The organism is Sphingopyxis sp., assembly GCF_034380315.1.
Lineage (GTDB): Bacteria > Pseudomonadota > Alphaproteobacteria > Sphingomonadales > Sphingomonadaceae > Sphingopyxis.
Map to the genome: position 1 here is coordinate 178,078 of NZ_JAXMPB010000001.1, position 14,578 is coordinate 192,655.

General features: G+C 63.7%; 15 protein-coding genes. 5 read left to right on the plus strand and 10 right to left on the minus strand.

The window, feature by feature from the left end; all coding sequences use genetic code 11:
* Positions 1-12: 12 nt before the first annotated feature.
* Positions 13-1,158 (minus strand): diguanylate cyclase domain-containing protein, encoded by a 1,146-nt coding sequence (locus U0S50_RS00915; protein ID WP_322306869.1) that lies wholly within the window; start codon positions 1,156-1,158, stop codon positions 13-15.
* A 155-nt stretch (positions 1,159-1,313) separates the two neighbouring features.
* On the opposite strand from U0S50_RS00915, the gene U0S50_RS00920 reads away from it, so the two are divergent.
* Both U0S50_RS00920 and U0S50_RS00925 read left to right on the plus strand, forming a co-directional pair.
* The gene (locus tag U0S50_RS00920) at positions 1,314-3,308 is read left to right on the plus strand and encodes a lipoxygenase family protein (protein WP_322306870.1); all 1,995 of its coding nucleotides are present in this window, start codon (positions 1,314-1,316) and stop codon (positions 3,306-3,308) included.
* Positions 3,309-3,400: 92 nt separating this feature from the next.
* Positions 3,401-4,927 carry a tetratricopeptide repeat protein gene (locus tag U0S50_RS00925; RefSeq protein ID WP_322306871.1) on the plus strand — a complete coding sequence of 509 codons (1,527 nt, stop codon included), beginning with the start codon at positions 3,401-3,403 and terminating at the stop codon, positions 4,925-4,927.
* A gap of 73 nt (positions 4,928-5,000) precedes the next feature.
* Here the strand turns inward: U0S50_RS00925 and U0S50_RS00930 are convergent, their stop codons facing one another.
* Together U0S50_RS00930 and purC are read right to left on the minus strand one after the other, a co-directional pair.
* The gene (locus U0S50_RS00930) at positions 5,001-5,729 is read right to left on the minus strand and encodes a cistern family PEP-CTERM protein (RefSeq protein ID WP_322306872.1); all 729 of its coding nucleotides are present in this window, start codon (positions 5,727-5,729) and stop codon (positions 5,001-5,003) included.
* A 206-nt stretch (positions 5,730-5,935) separates the two neighbouring features.
* On the minus strand, positions 5,936-6,715 hold the full coding sequence (gene purC / locus U0S50_RS00935; RefSeq protein WP_322306873.1) for a phosphoribosylaminoimidazolesuccinocarboxamide synthase: 780 nt from the start codon (positions 6,713-6,715) through the stop codon (positions 5,936-5,938).
* Positions 6,716-6,911: 196 nt separating this feature from the next.
* Here purC and U0S50_RS00940 point away from each other — a divergent pair, with 196 nt between their 5' ends.
* Positions 6,912-7,835 carry a crotonase/enoyl-CoA hydratase family protein gene (locus U0S50_RS00940; RefSeq protein ID WP_322307270.1) on the plus strand — a complete coding sequence of 308 codons (924 nt, stop codon included), beginning with the start codon at positions 6,912-6,914 and terminating at the stop codon, positions 7,833-7,835.
* 56 nt (positions 7,836-7,891) lie between these two features.
* On the opposite strand, the gene U0S50_RS00945 is transcribed toward U0S50_RS00940, so the two are convergent.
* The 7 genes from U0S50_RS00945 to U0S50_RS00975 form a co-directional block, all read right to left on the minus strand.
* A complete protein-coding gene (locus U0S50_RS00945; protein WP_322306874.1) occupies positions 7,892-8,299 on the minus strand; it encodes a DUF1801 domain-containing protein in 408 nt (135 codons plus the stop codon).
* The gene (locus U0S50_RS00950; RefSeq protein WP_322306875.1) at positions 8,296-8,703 is read right to left on the minus strand and encodes a DUF1801 domain-containing protein; all 408 of its coding nucleotides are present in this window, start codon (positions 8,701-8,703) and stop codon (positions 8,296-8,298) included. Before U0S50_RS00950 ends, U0S50_RS00945 begins: the two co-directional genes overlap by 4 nt.
* A gap of 5 nt (positions 8,704-8,708) precedes the next feature.
* Positions 8,709-8,921: a hypothetical protein gene (locus U0S50_RS00955; protein WP_322306876.1), complete on the minus strand. Its 213-nt coding sequence runs from the start codon at positions 8,919-8,921 to the stop codon at positions 8,709-8,711.
* A 38-nt stretch (positions 8,922-8,959) separates the two neighbouring features.
* Positions 8,960-9,370 carry an SRPBCC domain-containing protein gene (locus U0S50_RS00960; RefSeq protein WP_322306877.1) on the minus strand — a complete coding sequence of 137 codons (411 nt, stop codon included), beginning with the start codon at positions 9,368-9,370 and terminating at the stop codon, positions 8,960-8,962.
* Complete coding sequence (locus U0S50_RS00965; protein WP_322306878.1) at positions 9,367-9,699, minus strand: metalloregulator ArsR/SmtB family transcription factor; 333 nt, start codon at positions 9,697-9,699, stop codon at positions 9,367-9,369. Before U0S50_RS00965 ends, U0S50_RS00960 begins: the two co-directional genes overlap by 4 nt.
* Positions 9,700-9,768: 69 nt before the next feature.
* Positions 9,769-11,403, minus strand: a complete 1,635-nt coding sequence (locus tag U0S50_RS00970; RefSeq protein ID WP_322306879.1) for an alkaline phosphatase D family protein — start codon at positions 11,401-11,403, stop codon at positions 9,769-9,771.
* A 66-nt stretch (positions 11,404-11,469) separates the two neighbouring features.
* Positions 11,470-12,591, minus strand: a complete 1,122-nt coding sequence (locus U0S50_RS00975; protein WP_322306880.1) for a DUF3667 domain-containing protein — start codon at positions 12,589-12,591, stop codon at positions 11,470-11,472.
* A gap of 77 nt (positions 12,592-12,668) precedes the next feature.
* On the opposite strand from U0S50_RS00975, the gene U0S50_RS00980 reads away from it, so the two are divergent.
* The gene (locus U0S50_RS00980; RefSeq protein ID WP_322306881.1) at positions 12,669-13,949 is read left to right on the plus strand and encodes a glutamate-5-semialdehyde dehydrogenase; all 1,281 of its coding nucleotides are present in this window, start codon (positions 12,669-12,671) and stop codon (positions 13,947-13,949) included.
* A 41-nt stretch (positions 13,950-13,990) separates the two neighbouring features.
* Positions 13,991-14,572 carry a hypothetical protein gene (locus U0S50_RS00985; RefSeq protein ID WP_322306882.1) on the plus strand — a complete coding sequence of 194 codons (582 nt, stop codon included), beginning with the start codon at positions 13,991-13,993 and terminating at the stop codon, positions 14,570-14,572.
* The last annotated feature ends 6 nt before the right edge of the window (positions 14,573-14,578 follow it).

Here is a 14,578-nt window from a genome sequence, read left to right on the forward strand (position 1 = left end):
GTCAAGCGGCCGTCAGGCGATGCTGCTGATCGTATCGACGGACGGACGGCGCCGACGGTCGAGCGCCTTGACGGCATACAGCGCCCGGTCGGCGGTTTCCAGCAACTGCCGCGCGCTCAGTCCCTGTTCGGGCCACGACGCGACGCCCACGCTGGCCCCGACCCGGATCGGCTGACCTTCGATATGCAGCGGCGCCGCAAGGGCCGACAATATGTGATCGGCCATGGCGGTTTTCAGCAGGGGCGATCCGGCGGGGGCCAGTATCGCAAATTCGTCGCCGCCCTGCCGGGCGACCATCGCATGTGCGCCGCAGGCGCGGCGCAGGCGATCGGCAACCTCGCAAAGGACGAGATCGCCGACGGCATGGCCATGCTGGTCGTTCACCGGCTTGAACCCGTCGAGGTCGAGCAGCGCAATCGCGAACAGGCTCTCGTCCCCGGCCCGATTGATTTCCTCGTCCAGCCGCATGTCGAATTCGCGGCGGTTGGCCAATCCGGTCAGCGGGTCGGTGTGCGCCAGGTCGCGCATCTGCCGTTGCAGTTGCAACAGGTCGATCAACTGGCCGTGCTGCTGGATCACGTTGCGCAGCAGGAACAGCGTTGCAATGACAAGGCTGGTGCCCGCGGCAATTTCCGGCGGGCGCCCGGATGCCAGCATCAACAGGGCGATGGGGCCCAAACCGATGGTCAGGTTGACGAAAGTCGCCATGCGGATCGACGACAGGCAATAGGCGGTGGCCAGCGACCCCATCGCCATGATCATGGCATAATAGCTGTGATTCTCGGGCGGGGCGGCAAGCCAGTTGGTCACGGTCCACACGCTGCACATCAGCCCCGTGGTGCCCGAAATCCAGGTCGCTTCGGAAATCATGCGACGCGCCCGGCGCGGGCTGATGTAACGGCCGCGAAAATGGATCAGGTAAAAAAAGCCGATGATGCCGACAATCGCCAGCGTGACCGGAAAACCGACGCGAATGATGGGATGGACGGTTTCAACCCCGGCATAGATTGCGGTGGGCGTCGTCGCCGCCAGCATCAGGAACAGCGCCGGGGTCAGCGTCTGGATACGCCGCGCCCGCAGCACCGCGACATCGTCCCGCAGCGTTTCCGGCACCGACGGATAGAACCGCCTGCTCAGCCATTGATGCACCCCCGTCATGCCCCTCCGATATCAAGCGCGGGTAAAGCATCGGTTAAGCAAACCAATCCCCTTTCGCCCGTCAGATACGGCCTCCCCGCCGCGAGGGGCTCGTGAAATATTAACCATGTTAGGTCAAGGGTCGCGCCGCTCTTAACCAGCTCGGAGTGTTGACCATGTCTTTCGTGTCGCCGCTGTCGGCATCGCCCGTTGCCGTCAAAGCCGTTCCCGTTCCGTCGGCGGACCCCACGCTTCCGCAACAGGACAACCCGGCAGAGCAGGCAGCCCGCGCCGCGCAGCTTGCCGCGACACGGCAGGTCTATGTCTGGACAACCGATGTTCCGACCTTGCCTGGCGTGCCGCTCGCCAGCGACGTGCCAGCGAACGACGAACCGACGATCGCCTGGTTCGCGATCCTGATCGGCGTCGGCCTGGGCATCGTGCGCAACGCGCTGGCCGTGCTGGTCGGCGGCGCCGACAGGGGCGAGATCGCGCAGCCCCGCGCCCATTATGAAGCGCTGCTCGCCGAATGCGACGCGATCGAGGCAGCGACCGCCCACATCACCGCGCTGCATGGCATCCGCCCCGGAAATTCGCTGGTCCAGCGCGCGGAAAACGACGTCGAACTGTTCGTCGCCGCCGCCGAGCTTGGCAAGCATGTCGCCGAATTGACGACGTACAAGGAACGGCTCGACACGCTGATGAAGGTCAGCGACGCCGAGGTCGCCGGACTCGGCCGGAACGCGCCACGCAGCGTCGAGGCTTATCGCGCCCTGTTCCAGACGCTGCCCGTTCCCGGCGACAGCTATATGTTCCTCGACGACGACTGGTTCGCCCGAATGCGTGTCCAGGGGCCGAACAATATGCTGATCGCCGCGCTCGGCGATACGCTGCCCACCAACTTCCCCTTGACCGAAGCGCGATATGGCGCGGTCGTAAACGGCGACACGCTGTCGGCCGCGCTGGAACAAAAGCGTCTGTTTCTGCTTGATTACAAGGAACTCGAGATTCTCGTCCCCGGCACCTATTCCGGGCGCGCCAAATATACGTGGCAACCCATGGCGCTGTTTGCGATCCCGCCGGGGGGCTCGTCGCTCGTGCCGGTCGCGATCCAGTGCGGCCAGGATCCGGCCAGCCATCCGATCTTCACCCCATCGGTGGATGCCGGTCAGGCCTGGGGCTGGGAAATGGCAAAACAGGTGGTGCAGGTCGCCGACGGAAATTATCACGAACTGTTCACCCACCTTGCCCGCACCCACCTGGTGATAGAGGCCTTTGCGGTCGCGACGCACCGCCACCTCGCCGTCTCGCACCCGCTCTGGGCACTGCTCGTCCCGCATTTCGAAGGGACTTTGTTCATCAACGACCAGGCGGCCGCCTCGTTGATCGCGGCCAATGGACCCATCGACCATATCTTCGGAGGCACCATCGCCTCGAGCCAGCTTGCCGCGGTCGACGACCGGCTGGCATTCGACTTCTATGGCCAGATGCTGCCCGTCGATATCGCGGCGCGCGGGGTCGGCTTGTCGTCGGCGCTGGTCGATTACCCCTATCGCGACGATGGCTTGCTCGTCTGGAACGCGATCCGCGAATGGTCCCGTCAATATGTCGGTCTCTACTACTCTGCCGACGCCGATGTGACGGGCGATACCGAACTGACGGCCTGGGCGGAATCGCTGGCGGGCGAAGGGCAGATCAGGCAATTCGGCCCGATCGCGACGCGCGACCAGCTCGTCGATGTGTGCACGATGATCATCTTCACCGCCAGCGCCCAGCACGCGGCGGTCAATTTTCCGCAAAGGGATATCATGGCCTTTGCACCGGCCGTGACCGGCGCCGGCTGGCAGTCCGCTCCCGGCGTCCAGCGCGGCCATGCCAAGGGCGAATGGCTCGACATGATGCCGCCGCTGGCACTGGCCCTCGAACAGCTCAACGTACTCGAACTCCTGGGCTCGGTGCATTACCGGCCGCTCGGCGATTATCGCAGCAATGCCTTTCCCTATCCCGCCTGGTTTCGCGACCCGCGCGTGACGGGGGCGGAAGGGCCGCTCGCCTGGTTTCAGGCCGCCCTCAAAAATGTCGAGGCGCAGATCGTGCAGCGCAACGCCAATCGCAGGCGGCCCTACCCCTATTTGTTGCCCAGCCTGATCCCGACCAGCATCAACATTTGACGTCGCACCCTGCGCGCCGCGCGGTGAATTTAATGCACCGGTGAGAATTGGCTGTTACATCTCCGCCGTTCCCATCAGGAGATTTCACCGCAATGCGCCGATCGCTGACGTTCACCCTGCCCTTGGTGGCGCTTCTCTGCGCCTGTCAGCCGGGAAAGGACGCCAATCTCGGCGACGCACAGCGCTTCTACGCCGAAGGGCAGTGGGCCGATGCGCGGATCGAACTGATGAACCTGCTCAAGGTCGAACCCGATAATATCGCGGCGCTGGAGTTGATGGCACGGATTCAGGTCGCGAGCGGCGACGGCGTCGGCGCGGCCGCCACCCTCGCCCGCATCGGGGACAAGAACGCCACCAAGGAGCGCGCAGACCTGCAGGCGGAAGCGGACATGCTGCGCGGCAAATGCCGGGACCTGCGCGACAGAAAGCCGGACAAGGACGCGGCCATGTCGGCGACGCTGCGCCGGGTGCGGGCGCTGTGCGCCCACGATGGCGGCGACGCGGCTGCGGCGGCGTCCGAAATTGCGGCGGGGCTCGCCGATCACCCCGGCGACACCGGCCTGCAGGTCGCCGCCGCCCGCCTGGCGATGCTCCGCGGCGATCTTGCCGAGGCCGACCGGTTGATCGCCGCCGCGCGCAAGAAGGACAACGAAAAATTCGAGGTAGAAATGGTCGCCGGAGCCATTCAGCAACGCCGCGCCAATATCACCGCCGCCTTGGGTCACTATGCCGCCGCCGAAAAGCTCAACCCGCTGAACAGCGGGCCACTTTCCGCCCAGGCCGAATTGCTTGCCGCGGCCAAGGATGTGAACGCCCTCACCGCGGTCGTCGAACGGCTGCGGCGCATGTCGCCCCAATCGTCCGCAACGGCGATCGCCACCGCCCGGCTGGAGTTGTTGCGCGGCGACCCGCGCGCAGCACAGCAGCAGTTGCTGGCTGCACGCCAGCTCGCGGGCGACCGCCCGTCGATCCAGCTGCTTGCCAGCCAGATTGCGGTGGCACAGGGCAATCATGACATCGCGATCGCCGAACTGTCACGCTATCTCGGCAGTGGTGCGCGCGACGAGGTCGCCGCCATGGCGCTCGCCGATGCGATGGCCGCGGCGGGAGAGCCCGACCGCGCGGTCGAGACGTTGAAACCCTTCGCCGCACAGCCCGACCCGTCGCGCTCGCTGCTCGCGGCGCTGTCCCGCCACGCAAAGGCGGCGGGACAATCCGATGCTGCGGCCTATGCCGCGCGCGCTGTCGGTGCATCGCCGCGCCGCACCGCCAATCTGCTCATCCAGGCGGAACAGGCGCTGGCCGCAAAGGACTGGAAGGGCGCGATCATTGCCTATGACGCGCTGATCGAGCGCGAGGGGATCAAGCCCAACGCGATGATCCTCAACAATCTGGGATGGGCGCATTTCCAGAACGGCAATGCTGACAAGGCCGTGACGCTGCTCGACGCCGCGCTCAAACAGGCGCCGGAAAACGCCTCGGTCCTCGACAGCCTCGGCTGGGTGCTATGGTCGTCGGGCAAGGACCGGGCGGCAGCGCGGCGCCATCTGGCCAAGGCGCATCGGCTTGCCCCGGAAAACGCCACGATCAAGGCGCATTGGGAGGCGGCGAACCGCTGAAACGGCGGCACCGGAATCGACGATCCCGCCTTCGGCCGACGAAGACGGGATCCTCAAAAAAGTTATGAGTTGTTCAGGCCGCCGCGAGCGCGGGCGCAGCAGCGGTCCGGCGGCGGCGCCACAACAGCGCGCCAACGCCCAACGCGAACAGGCCGAACATGCCGGGTTCCGGAACCGGCGTGCCCCCGGTCGAGGTACCCCCGGTCGAGCTGCCTCCGGTCGAGCTGATCGTGCCGCTGCCCACGGCCGAGCTGGTCGAACCCGCGCCGGTGATCGACTGATAGCGGGTAAAGAAATCACTCAGCGTCAGCGAGCTGACCGGCGAGGCAAAGGACAGCGTCAGCGTGCCGCTTCCGGTACCGCCCAGATTCACACCGCCGCCACCGCCGCCGGCGCAGCTTTTGGTGCCGCCGCCGCCCTTGAAGCACACATCGACACTGCCGACATTGGGGACGTTCGAATTGAACGCCGTCACGGTAAAGGTGCCGGTGCTCGACGCCCCCCTAAGCGTCGGGTCGGTATTGAAACCAAAGCCCGAGATGCGCGAGGTGGTGATGGGATTCGACGAGGTGTTCGTCGCCGCATAGCTCAGCGTATAGCTGTTCGCGGTGGTCGACGTCAGGGTGAAGACGATCTGCGCGGTCAGGCCGGCGATCGTACCGCTGCCGGTGTAACCATTATAGTCGACGGTGAAGCTGTTGCCGATGTCGCCGCTGCCCAGCGTGATCACATCGGCATGCGCAATGCTGGGGGACGTGGCGATCGCCAGAACGGCCAGTGCAGACATCAGACGCAGTTTCATGTGACACCCCAGTAATAAATTGATGGACGCGACTTTACCAACAATCCGCCAGCAAGCTTATACAAAAACTAACAAAAATCGTCCCAAAGCGAGAATCGCGGCCAAAAGATGATGAACCGCGACGGTTAATCATCGCCCACGGATCGGCCGCCCCGCACCAGGCGCCAAAGTCCCACGCCGCGCGCGGATCGGCCAGCGAAGCGGGGTCAGCTGCCCTTTTTCTTGCGGTGGGTTTCAAGATCGAGCACGGCGTTGTCGCCGCCCTCGGGCATCAGGCCCAGCCGCCGCGCGACTTCCTGATATGCCTCGACCTCACCGCCCAGATCACGGCGGAAACGGTCCTTGTCCAGCTTTTCGCCCGACGACATGTCCCACAGGCGGCACCCGTCGGGGCTGATTTCGTCGGCCAGGATGATCCGGCTGAAATCACCGTCATACAGGCGGCCGAACTCCAGCTTGAAATCGACGAGGCGGATGCCGACCGCCGCGAACATGCCGCTCATGAAATCATTGATACGGATCGCCATGTCCTGAATGTCGTGCAGTTCGTCCTGGCTGCACCAGTTGAAACAGGCGATATGCTCTTCGGCGATCAGCGGGTCGCCCAGCGCATCGTCCTTGTAGCAATATTCGATCAGCGTGCGGGGAAGCTGGGTGCCTTCCTCGATCCCAAGCCGCTTGGTCAGCGAGCCCGCGGCGACATTGCGAACCACGACCTCGATCGGCACGATCTCGACCTGACGGATCAGCTGCTCGCGCATGTTGAGGCGGCGGACGAAATGGTGCGGCACGCCAATATTGCCAAGCAGGGTAAAGACATGCTCCGAAATCCGGTTGTTCAGCACGCCCTTGCCGTTGATCGTCCCGCGCTTCTGCGCGTTAAAGGCCGTCGCATCATCCTTGAAATATTGGATCAGCGTCCCGGGTTCGGGGCCTTCGTAAAGGATCTTGGCTTTGCCTTCATAGATCTGGCGGCGGCGGGCCATGGGCAGGAACTTTCTGTCGGAACCAAATGAATGACCCCGGCGAAAGCGACTCAGCATAGAGGCGCGGTGCCGGGGCGATGGCGCCCTATAGCGCCAAAGCCGCGCCGCGTCATCATGTGATGCGGCTGGCCATCACGGCGCTTGCGCCTGGATCAATACGTTGCAAAAAGCAATTTACTAACCAGGGAGAGACATGATGAGCTTCGACCAGATTCGCCTCGACAAGCAGGACGGGATCGCGCTTCTTACCCTCCATCGTCCCGACCGGATGAACGCCTTTACGACCCAGATGATGCTGGAAATCGTGGCGGCGCTCGATGAGTGCGATGCCGACGACGCCGTGCGCGCGGTCATCTTCACCGGAGCTGGCGATCGCGCCTATTGCGCCGGCGCCGACCTCGGCCAGGGCGCCGCGACCTTCGATTATGACAAGCGCGCCGACAAGGCGGCAACCTTGCCCGATGGCATCGCGGCCAGTCCGGTGGCACAGGATGGGACGATCGACTGGTCGCACCCGCTGGTACGCGATTCGGGCGGCCGCGTATCGCTTCGCATCTTCGAGGCGAAAAAGCCGGTTCTGGGGGCGATCAACGGCGCCGCCGTCGGCATCGGCGCCACGATGACGCTGCCCATGGATGCGCGGCTCGCCAGCGACACGGCGCGTTACGGTTTCGTCTTTGCGCGGCGCGGCATTGTGCCCGAAGCGGCGTCGAGTTGGTTTCTGCCGCGCCTGGTGGGGATCAGCAACGCCGTCGACCTATGCTGTTCGGGACGCCTGATTTCGGCCCAGGAAGCCCATGACGTCGGGCTGGTCCAATCGGTTCATGCGCCCGGCGATCTTATCGATGCCGCCATCGCCAAGGCGCGCGAGATGACCGAACACAGCGCACCGGTCTCGGTCGCGCTGACCCGGCACATGCTGTGGCGCATGATGGGTGCCCCGCACCCGATGAGCGCACATCGTTGGGACAGCCGCGCCATCTTTTCGCGCGGACGCAGCCCCGACGCGGCCGAGGGCGTGACGAGTTTCCTCGAAAAACGGCCGCCGCACTTCACGGCGAGCGTTGCGACCGACTATCCATCCTTCGCGGAGTTCGAGGACGCACCGCCCTATCGTTGACCGATCGCGGGGGGCGGCGCCCTCCCGCCCCTTGGCGGCTGGCTATGCGCGGCACGTCATCGCCGGGCCATTTTCTTCGCCGCGTTGAACCGTACCGCCTCCTGAACCAGCGCCTGGAACGCCGCTGCATCGATCGCCGCCCCTTCGCCCAGATCGATCGCGCGGCGGGTTCCGCCGGTCAGGCTGGCGTTGAACAGCCCCGTCGGATCGTCCAGCGACGCGCCATGGGCAAAGGTCAGCTTGACCTTGTCCCGATAGGTTTCACCGGTACATAGCAAGCCGTCATGTTCCCAGACCGGAACCCCGCCCGGGTTCGACGGCTTGCGCCATTTCAACGCCTCGGCGACATCGGGCTCGGCCGCCTTGATCAACGCGCGCACCCGCGCCAGCATCGCACCGCGCCAATCCGCCAACGCGGCGATATGCTGCCCGATCGGGTCGGCGGCGCTGTCATCATGGGTCACAATTTTTCTCCGGGAAGAAGGCTCGCCTGCCGTACCCAGTCGGCGAACTGCGCCGGGTCGAAATCATGCTCATGGACGTGGTAATAGCGCGTATCGCCGCTTTTCGAGGCGACGGGTGGGACCGGGGCGAGCGACTGCCCCCGAAAAAAGGTCAGCTTCAGATATTTGTCGAAGCAATGATAGCTTAGGAACCACCCTGCCCCCTCGCGACCGTACAGGGGCGAATTCCATTTGATCGCCTTCGCCACGCCGGGAACTTCGCGCTCGACGATGGCGTCGATGCGGCCGCCGATCGCGCTTTTCCAGCCGGGCATCGCCGCGATATAAGCCTGAACGGGTCCGTCGCCCTCCCCCTTGGCGATCTGCGGGTTGCCGCCCGACAATAATTTGGGTGCCTTTGCCATGGCGGTCACGGGACGACGCGGCGAAAGGCCGCATAGGGACGGAAAAAGAGATAGAGCCCCGACACCATCATCAACAGCAAAGGCGGCAGGGGCAGGAAATAGACCCACTCGGCGGGCTCGCTTCCAAAACCCAGCAGCGCAAAGATCGCCGCCACAATGCCGGTGAACAGGATCGACAGCCAGCGATGGAGCTCGCGAACGACCTTGCTGAACTTCATAAATCGGCTCCCTTGATGTTCGGTCTTGATGCTGGGGCTCAATCGACCCGCTCGAGCACCGCGTCGAGTGCGTTCAGGAAACGCGGCCAACCAGCCCGCGCGCCATGATAGGCAAGCTTGTTGTCGGCGGTGAAACCTGTCTGGACCATCCGCAGCCGCGTTCCGGTGGCGGTGGCGGTCAGCGTCCATGTGACGACGCTTTCAAGCCCGCTTCCCGCCCAGCTATAGGCCAGAATCCGTTCGGGCTCGACGGTGATCACCTCGCAATCGACATGCCCCCAATCGGCGCCAAAGCTGAAATGATGCCCAGGCGTTGCCGCGATATCGCCAGCCATCAGCCATTCGGCGACCAGATGCGGCTGGGTCAGGGCGCGCCACAATTTTTCGGGCGGGTGGGCGAATTCGCGCTCGACGACGACGCGGCGTGCCTCGGCCGATGTTTCGGTCATTGATCCATCCTGTTCAGCAGATCTTCCAGCCCGTCGAAACGCGCTTCCCAAAAGCTTTCCATGCGGGCCGCCCAGTCGACAACGGGCGCAAGCGCGCCGCGCCGCGCGCGATAGTGCGCCTGCCGCCCATCGGCGCGATAGACGACAAGTCCCGCCGCTTTCAGGACGCCCAGATGCTTGGACACGGCAGGCTGCGAAATCTCCGCCGCCGCCGTCAGCGCCCCCACGGTCTGCTCGCCTTCGCGGCACAGCCGCTCGAACAGCGCCCGGCGCGTCGGGTCGGCCAGGGCCTTGAACAGAATATCCTGCGCAGGTGATATCAAACTCATAACCTCTTGATTATGGAACATCCATAACCATTGGGTTATGAGTTAGTCAAGCACGAAGGCCGCGCGGGATTATGGGGCGGCGGTGTATCTCCGGCGCCCATGCGCGACGCTCATGCTGTGCGATCCCGACAGGGTCAGGTTGCGCGTGCGGATCGATGCGATATTATGCCAGGTCGCGGCCATCCGTTCGGGCGTCAGCGCAATGGTGGCATAGCCGCGATCCTGCGTATTCGCCCATTTGAGCTGCGGCGACACGGCACGCAGCGCGGTCGTGCGAACATCGTCGGAAATGCCCGGCGTATAGGCCTCGAAACCTGGCGAGGTAACGCTGTGTCCGCCGACCTCCACGCCGACCGGACGGTCGTCGTGGCTCAGATCGAACGCCCAGGCATTATGGCTGTCGCCCGAAAGCGTTACCAGATTGGCGTCGGCCTGCTGCACGGCGGCAAGCAGCCGCGCGCGCGCCGCCGGATAACCGTCCCAGCTGTCCATGTTGAGCGGCAGGCCAGCCTTGGCGGCCAGTTGCGACACCTCGACGCGGCGCCGGACATAATCAGGCTGGTTGGCGCCGAACCAATTGCGCGATTCGGGCGGGGTGAACAGCGCCCCCATCACGACCTGCTGCGCGCAAATCTGCCAGCGCGTTCCCGCCGAAGCCGAAGCCGCGATCCCGCCGAACAGCCATTGCTCCTGCTCGCGCCCCAGCAACTGGCGCGCCGGGTCGCGATAATCGGTTTCGGCGAAACGGCGCAGGGTCGCCGCGACATCGCCCTTGTCCCGCAGGATGTCGCCAAGATCAAAGGGCTTGTCGCGCCCCGAAATGCGCGTTTCGGGCAGGAAGATCGTGGCAAGTTCGCCGACCTGATACTGGCGCCAGCGATCGTCCGATACCGGCATCCACTCGCGATAGGCGCGCTCGGCGGCCGCCATCCGGTCGGCCCAGCGCCCTTCGCCCTCATTGTGATTTTCCGCGCCGCCCTTCCACGTGTCGTTGGTGAACTCATGGTCGTCCCACTGGGCGATGACCGGGAACAGCTGATGCAGCCGCTGCAGATCGGGATCGCTGCGATAGGCGGCATAGCGCAGGCGATAATCGGCAAGCGCGACGATCTCGTGGCTCGGCTGGATCATCCGGCCCGGCAAGGCCTGGCGGGCGGAGGGGTAATTGCCCGCCTGATATTCATACAGATAATCGCCGACATGGACGACCAGGTCGATGTCCTGCCTTGCTGCGGCATGGCCATAGGCGTTGAACCAGCCAAAGGGCAGGTTGGAACAGGAAAACAGCGCGAGACGGAATGCCGCGGCCGCACCTTGCGGCAATGTCCGCGTCCGGCCGGTGGGCGATTTGGTGCCATCGGGTGAAACAAAACGATAATAATACCAAGAATCAGAAACCAACCCCGAAACAACGATCTTGGCAGTGTGATCGCGCTCGCCCTCCGCCGTCGCAGTTCCGCCAGCGGAAACGCGCGAAAAATCGGGCGTGTCGGACAGTTCGACCGTCAAACGCGTATCCGATGGCGCTGCGTAGCGGGTCCATAGCAGTACCGAATCGGGTCCGGGTTCACCGCTTGCAACACCATGCGTAAAGCCTTGCGCCGCCATCGCTCGCGCCGCTCCGGGAAGCGACAGGGCTGCAAGCCCCGTCGTGCCGAGCTTGATCAGCAAGCGGCGGTCCATGGCATTCCAGAGCTGGTGCATCGCGATTCCCCTTTTGTCTGTGGTCGTTTCGCGCGGCTGATGCCCGGTGTTTGTTACGCTTTCGCGTTAGCCCATCACCCCAAGCGTCAACAACATGGTCATGAAAGCAATCACCGTGAACAAGCTGAAATAGAGGAGCAGGTTCATTCGCACAAAGGCGCCGAACCGCGACGAGCGATAAGCGCCCCGAAGCTGGCGATACATGTGGAGCGGCACATAAAGGGCCGCGACGCCCGTCGCCACGTCACCAATGACGGTCAGATTCAGCAACCGCACGACAACGAACAGCAACAGGACAAAGCTGATCGAATAAGTGACGAAAACAAAATGATCATAGGTGCGGAACCTGCGGCTGAATGGAAAGAGCAACCACATGAACGGCAGCGAGAGCGGGATGAGCGCCCATGCGAATTTATAAGCGTTCGCCTGCAGTTTATAGATGACAAGCCCAGGGTTCGCGACGCCCTTCTTCAAGCTTTTGTCGAGGATCGGGACGCCCGTGTCGACCTTCGTTCGCGACAGGAACCGCGCGCTGGTCATCACCTGTTCTTTGGGATCGTCCAGGACCGCCGGTCCTTTGTCGCGTTCCGCCTTGCTCATCGAAGGGACCATGCCCAGATAGCCGGCGCTCTTCTCCAGCGTGGCGCGCCGTTCGGTCAGTTCATTTCGTTCGGAAACCGATAATTGCGGAGCGGCCAGTCGTTTGTCGATGCGATCGATCTCGCCTTCGAAACTCGATGTCAGCGCATTGCTGCGCGTCTGCTCGGCGGCCGCCTTCGCGATCTGCTCGCTTAATCCCCCGCCAGGCCCCACCATGGCGAGCACGACATAAGTAAGGAAAACGGAAAAAAGGAACAAAGCAAGCGGCGAAATAAACCGTGCTCGTTCGCCATGGATATAGCGGCGCGTCAGATCGCCCGGTCGCCACGCGAGAAGCGGCAGCGTGTTCCATATCTTCCCTTCGAAATGGAAGATTGCATGGACCAGATCATGCCCGATCGCGCCAAAGCTACGATGAATATCGGCCTTTTGTCCGCAGCGGTGGCAATGCGACCCGGTCAGCACGGTCCCGCAATTCAAGCAGCGCATACCCGCCGCCGCATGACCCGACCCATGCCCCGGCTCTACCACGCCACTCGCAAGCCCCGCTGTGACGGCTGCCCCGATCGCTTCCATGTCCCCGCTCATGCGCACTGCCTAATGGCCTCGGCCAGAGGGTGCAACGGGACTTTCGCGGCGTCCGTAAAGCATGATAGGGCCAAGGCATGACCACCGATACGCTGAACCCGCCGATTACCGACACTGACGCACTGATTGCCGACATGGGCGTACGCGCCCGCACTGCGGCCAAGCGGCTTGCGGTGGCGACAACGACCGAAAAGGCTGCCGCTCTACGCGCCGCGGCGCAGCAATTGCGTGGCGAGGCTCCGGCCATCCTGGCGGCAAATGCGCATGACATGGATGCTGGCCGGGCGAACGGCTTGTCCGCCGCGATGCTCGACCGTCTGCGGCTCGACACAGCCCGCCTCAACGGCATCGCCGATGCTGTTGAGGCCGTGGCCGCGCTGCCAGATCCGGTCGGCGCTGAAATTGACCGATCGACACGCCCCAATGGCATCGAACTTGCCCGTGTCCGCGTTCCGCTCGGCGTTATCGGAATCATTTATGAAAGCCGCCCCAACGTCACTGCTGACGCCGCCGCCCTCGGCCTGATGTCCAGCAATGCCGTCATTTTGCGTGGCGGCAGCGAAGCGATACATTCCAACCGCGCAATCCATGCCGCACTCGTCGCCGGGCTTGCCGAAAGCGGACTGCCAACCGACGCGATCCAGCTGGTACCAACCCAGGATCGCGCAGCTGTCGGCGCATTGCTGCGCGCGCAGGGCCTCATCGATATCATCATTCCACGCGGCGGCAAGGGATTGGTCGCGCGCGTACAGGACGAAGCGCGCGTCCCGGTGCTCGCGCATCTCGATGGCATCTGCCACACCTATATCGACGGTGCCGCAGACGCAGAAATCGCCGTCGCATTGGCGGTGAACGCGAAAATGCGGCGTACGGGCATCTGCGGCGCGACCGAAACGATCCTGATCGACCGGGCCTATCAGGGCCCACGCGCCATTATCGATGCGCTGATCACGGCCGGGTGCGAGGTGCGCGGCGACAAGGCGATCGCAGCGGTCAGCCCGCATGTCACGCTGGCCGACGCCAGCGACTGGGATAGCGAATATCTCGATGCCATCGTTTCGATCGCACAGGTTGACGGTATCGACGGGGCGCTCGCGCATATCGACCGCCATTCCAGCCGCCATACTGACGCGATCGTGACTGAAGACCGTGTCATCGCTGGCCGTTTCCTCGCCGAAGTCGACAGCGCGATCGTGATGCACAACGCCTCGACGCAATTCGCCGACGGCGGCGAATTCGGCCTCGGCGCCGAAATCGGCATCGCGACGGGGCGGCTCCACGCGCGCGGTCCGGTGGCGCTTGAAGGGCTCACCACCTATAAGTGGCTGGTGCGCGGGACCGGGCAAGTTCGGCCTTGAAAGCCACGCCACGACCGCAAGTCAGGAAATGGCTTTGCTGGTTGGCACTGGCCGCAGGGATCGCTACCACTCCCTTCCTGTGGCTGGTCGTCCGCGACACCGTCATGCTGCTGCGCGCGAGCGAGGGAGAAAAGAAGGAAGAAGCGCAGTGGATTCTGGCCGAACGCCTTGCCCAAACCGTCGGTTATTCGAATATCAGGACCGATGGGCAGATGCCCAAGATCAGCGCAGCCGCGCATGAACCGACTTGCTTCGTTATCGATGCTTCCACATTTCGCCCAAGCGATACGCCGCCTGCACGTTCGTCTAAAGAAAGCTGGCGCTGGTTTGAACTTGGTGAAATTTTATCGAAGCATCGGACGTTGGCCGAGCGCGAACCAGTTCGGGTTTCGCAGCACCGGCTTTTTTCGAAGAGTTTTTCGACCAGCGAGCTCGTGCTGTTCAACGCCTGCCTCTTGGCGACGCCGTTCGCGGGTTGGTGCGAAGCGCGGATATCCGATCATCTGGAAGGCGAATATACCAAAAACTATCATGAGACCGTTGAGTCACTGGGCCTGATGCTTCGCCGTGCGAACGACCAGGTAAGATCATGTTTTACCATGCCGCGCGTGGTCAAACCTTGAGTCTCT

What these genes read in the sequence shown, in the direction of transcription:
- U0S50_RS00925 (WP_322306871.1), top strand. Translation starts at nt 3,401, where the DNA reads ATGCGCCGATCGCTGACGTTCACCCTGCCCTTGGTGGCGCTTCTCTGC.
- U0S50_RS00950 (WP_322306875.1), bottom strand. Translation starts at nt 8,703, where the DNA reads ATGGCAAAGGCACCCAAATTATTGTCGGGCGGCAACCCGCAGATCGCC.
- U0S50_RS00960 (WP_322306877.1), bottom strand. Translation starts at nt 9,370, where the DNA reads ATGACCGAAACATCGGCCGAGGCACGCCGCGTCGTCGTCGAGCGCGAA.
- U0S50_RS00930 (WP_322306872.1), bottom strand. Translation starts at nt 5,729, where the DNA reads ATGAAACTGCGTCTGATGTCTGCACTGGCCGTTCTGGCGATCGCCACG.
- U0S50_RS00970 (WP_322306879.1), bottom strand. Translation starts at nt 11,403, where the DNA reads ATGCACCAGCTCTGGAATGCCATGGACCGCCGCTTGCTGATCAAGCTC.
- U0S50_RS00940 (WP_322307270.1), top strand. Translation starts at nt 6,912, where the DNA reads ATGAGCTTCGACCAGATTCGCCTCGACAAGCAGGACGGGATCGCGCTT.
- U0S50_RS00915 (WP_322306869.1), bottom strand. Translation starts at nt 1,158, where the DNA reads ATGACGGGGGTGCATCAATGGCTGAGCAGGCGGTTCTATCCGTCGGTG.
- U0S50_RS00920 (WP_322306870.1), top strand. Translation starts at nt 1,314, where the DNA reads ATGTCTTTCGTGTCGCCGCTGTCGGCATCGCCCGTTGCCGTCAAAGCC.
- U0S50_RS00965 (WP_322306878.1), bottom strand. Translation starts at nt 9,699, where the DNA reads ATGAGTTTGATATCACCTGCGCAGGATATTCTGTTCAAGGCCCTGGCC.
- purC (WP_322306873.1), bottom strand. Translation starts at nt 6,715, where the DNA reads ATGGCCCGCCGCCGCCAGATCTATGAAGGCAAAGCCAAGATCCTTTAC.
- U0S50_RS00980 (WP_322306881.1), top strand. Translation starts at nt 12,669, where the DNA reads ATGACCACCGATACGCTGAACCCGCCGATTACCGACACTGACGCACTG.
- U0S50_RS00975 (WP_322306880.1), bottom strand. Translation starts at nt 12,591, where the DNA reads ATGAGCGGGGACATGGAAGCGATCGGGGCAGCCGTCACAGCGGGGCTT.
- U0S50_RS00955 (WP_322306876.1), bottom strand. Translation starts at nt 8,921, where the DNA reads ATGAAGTTCAGCAAGGTCGTTCGCGAGCTCCATCGCTGGCTGTCGATC.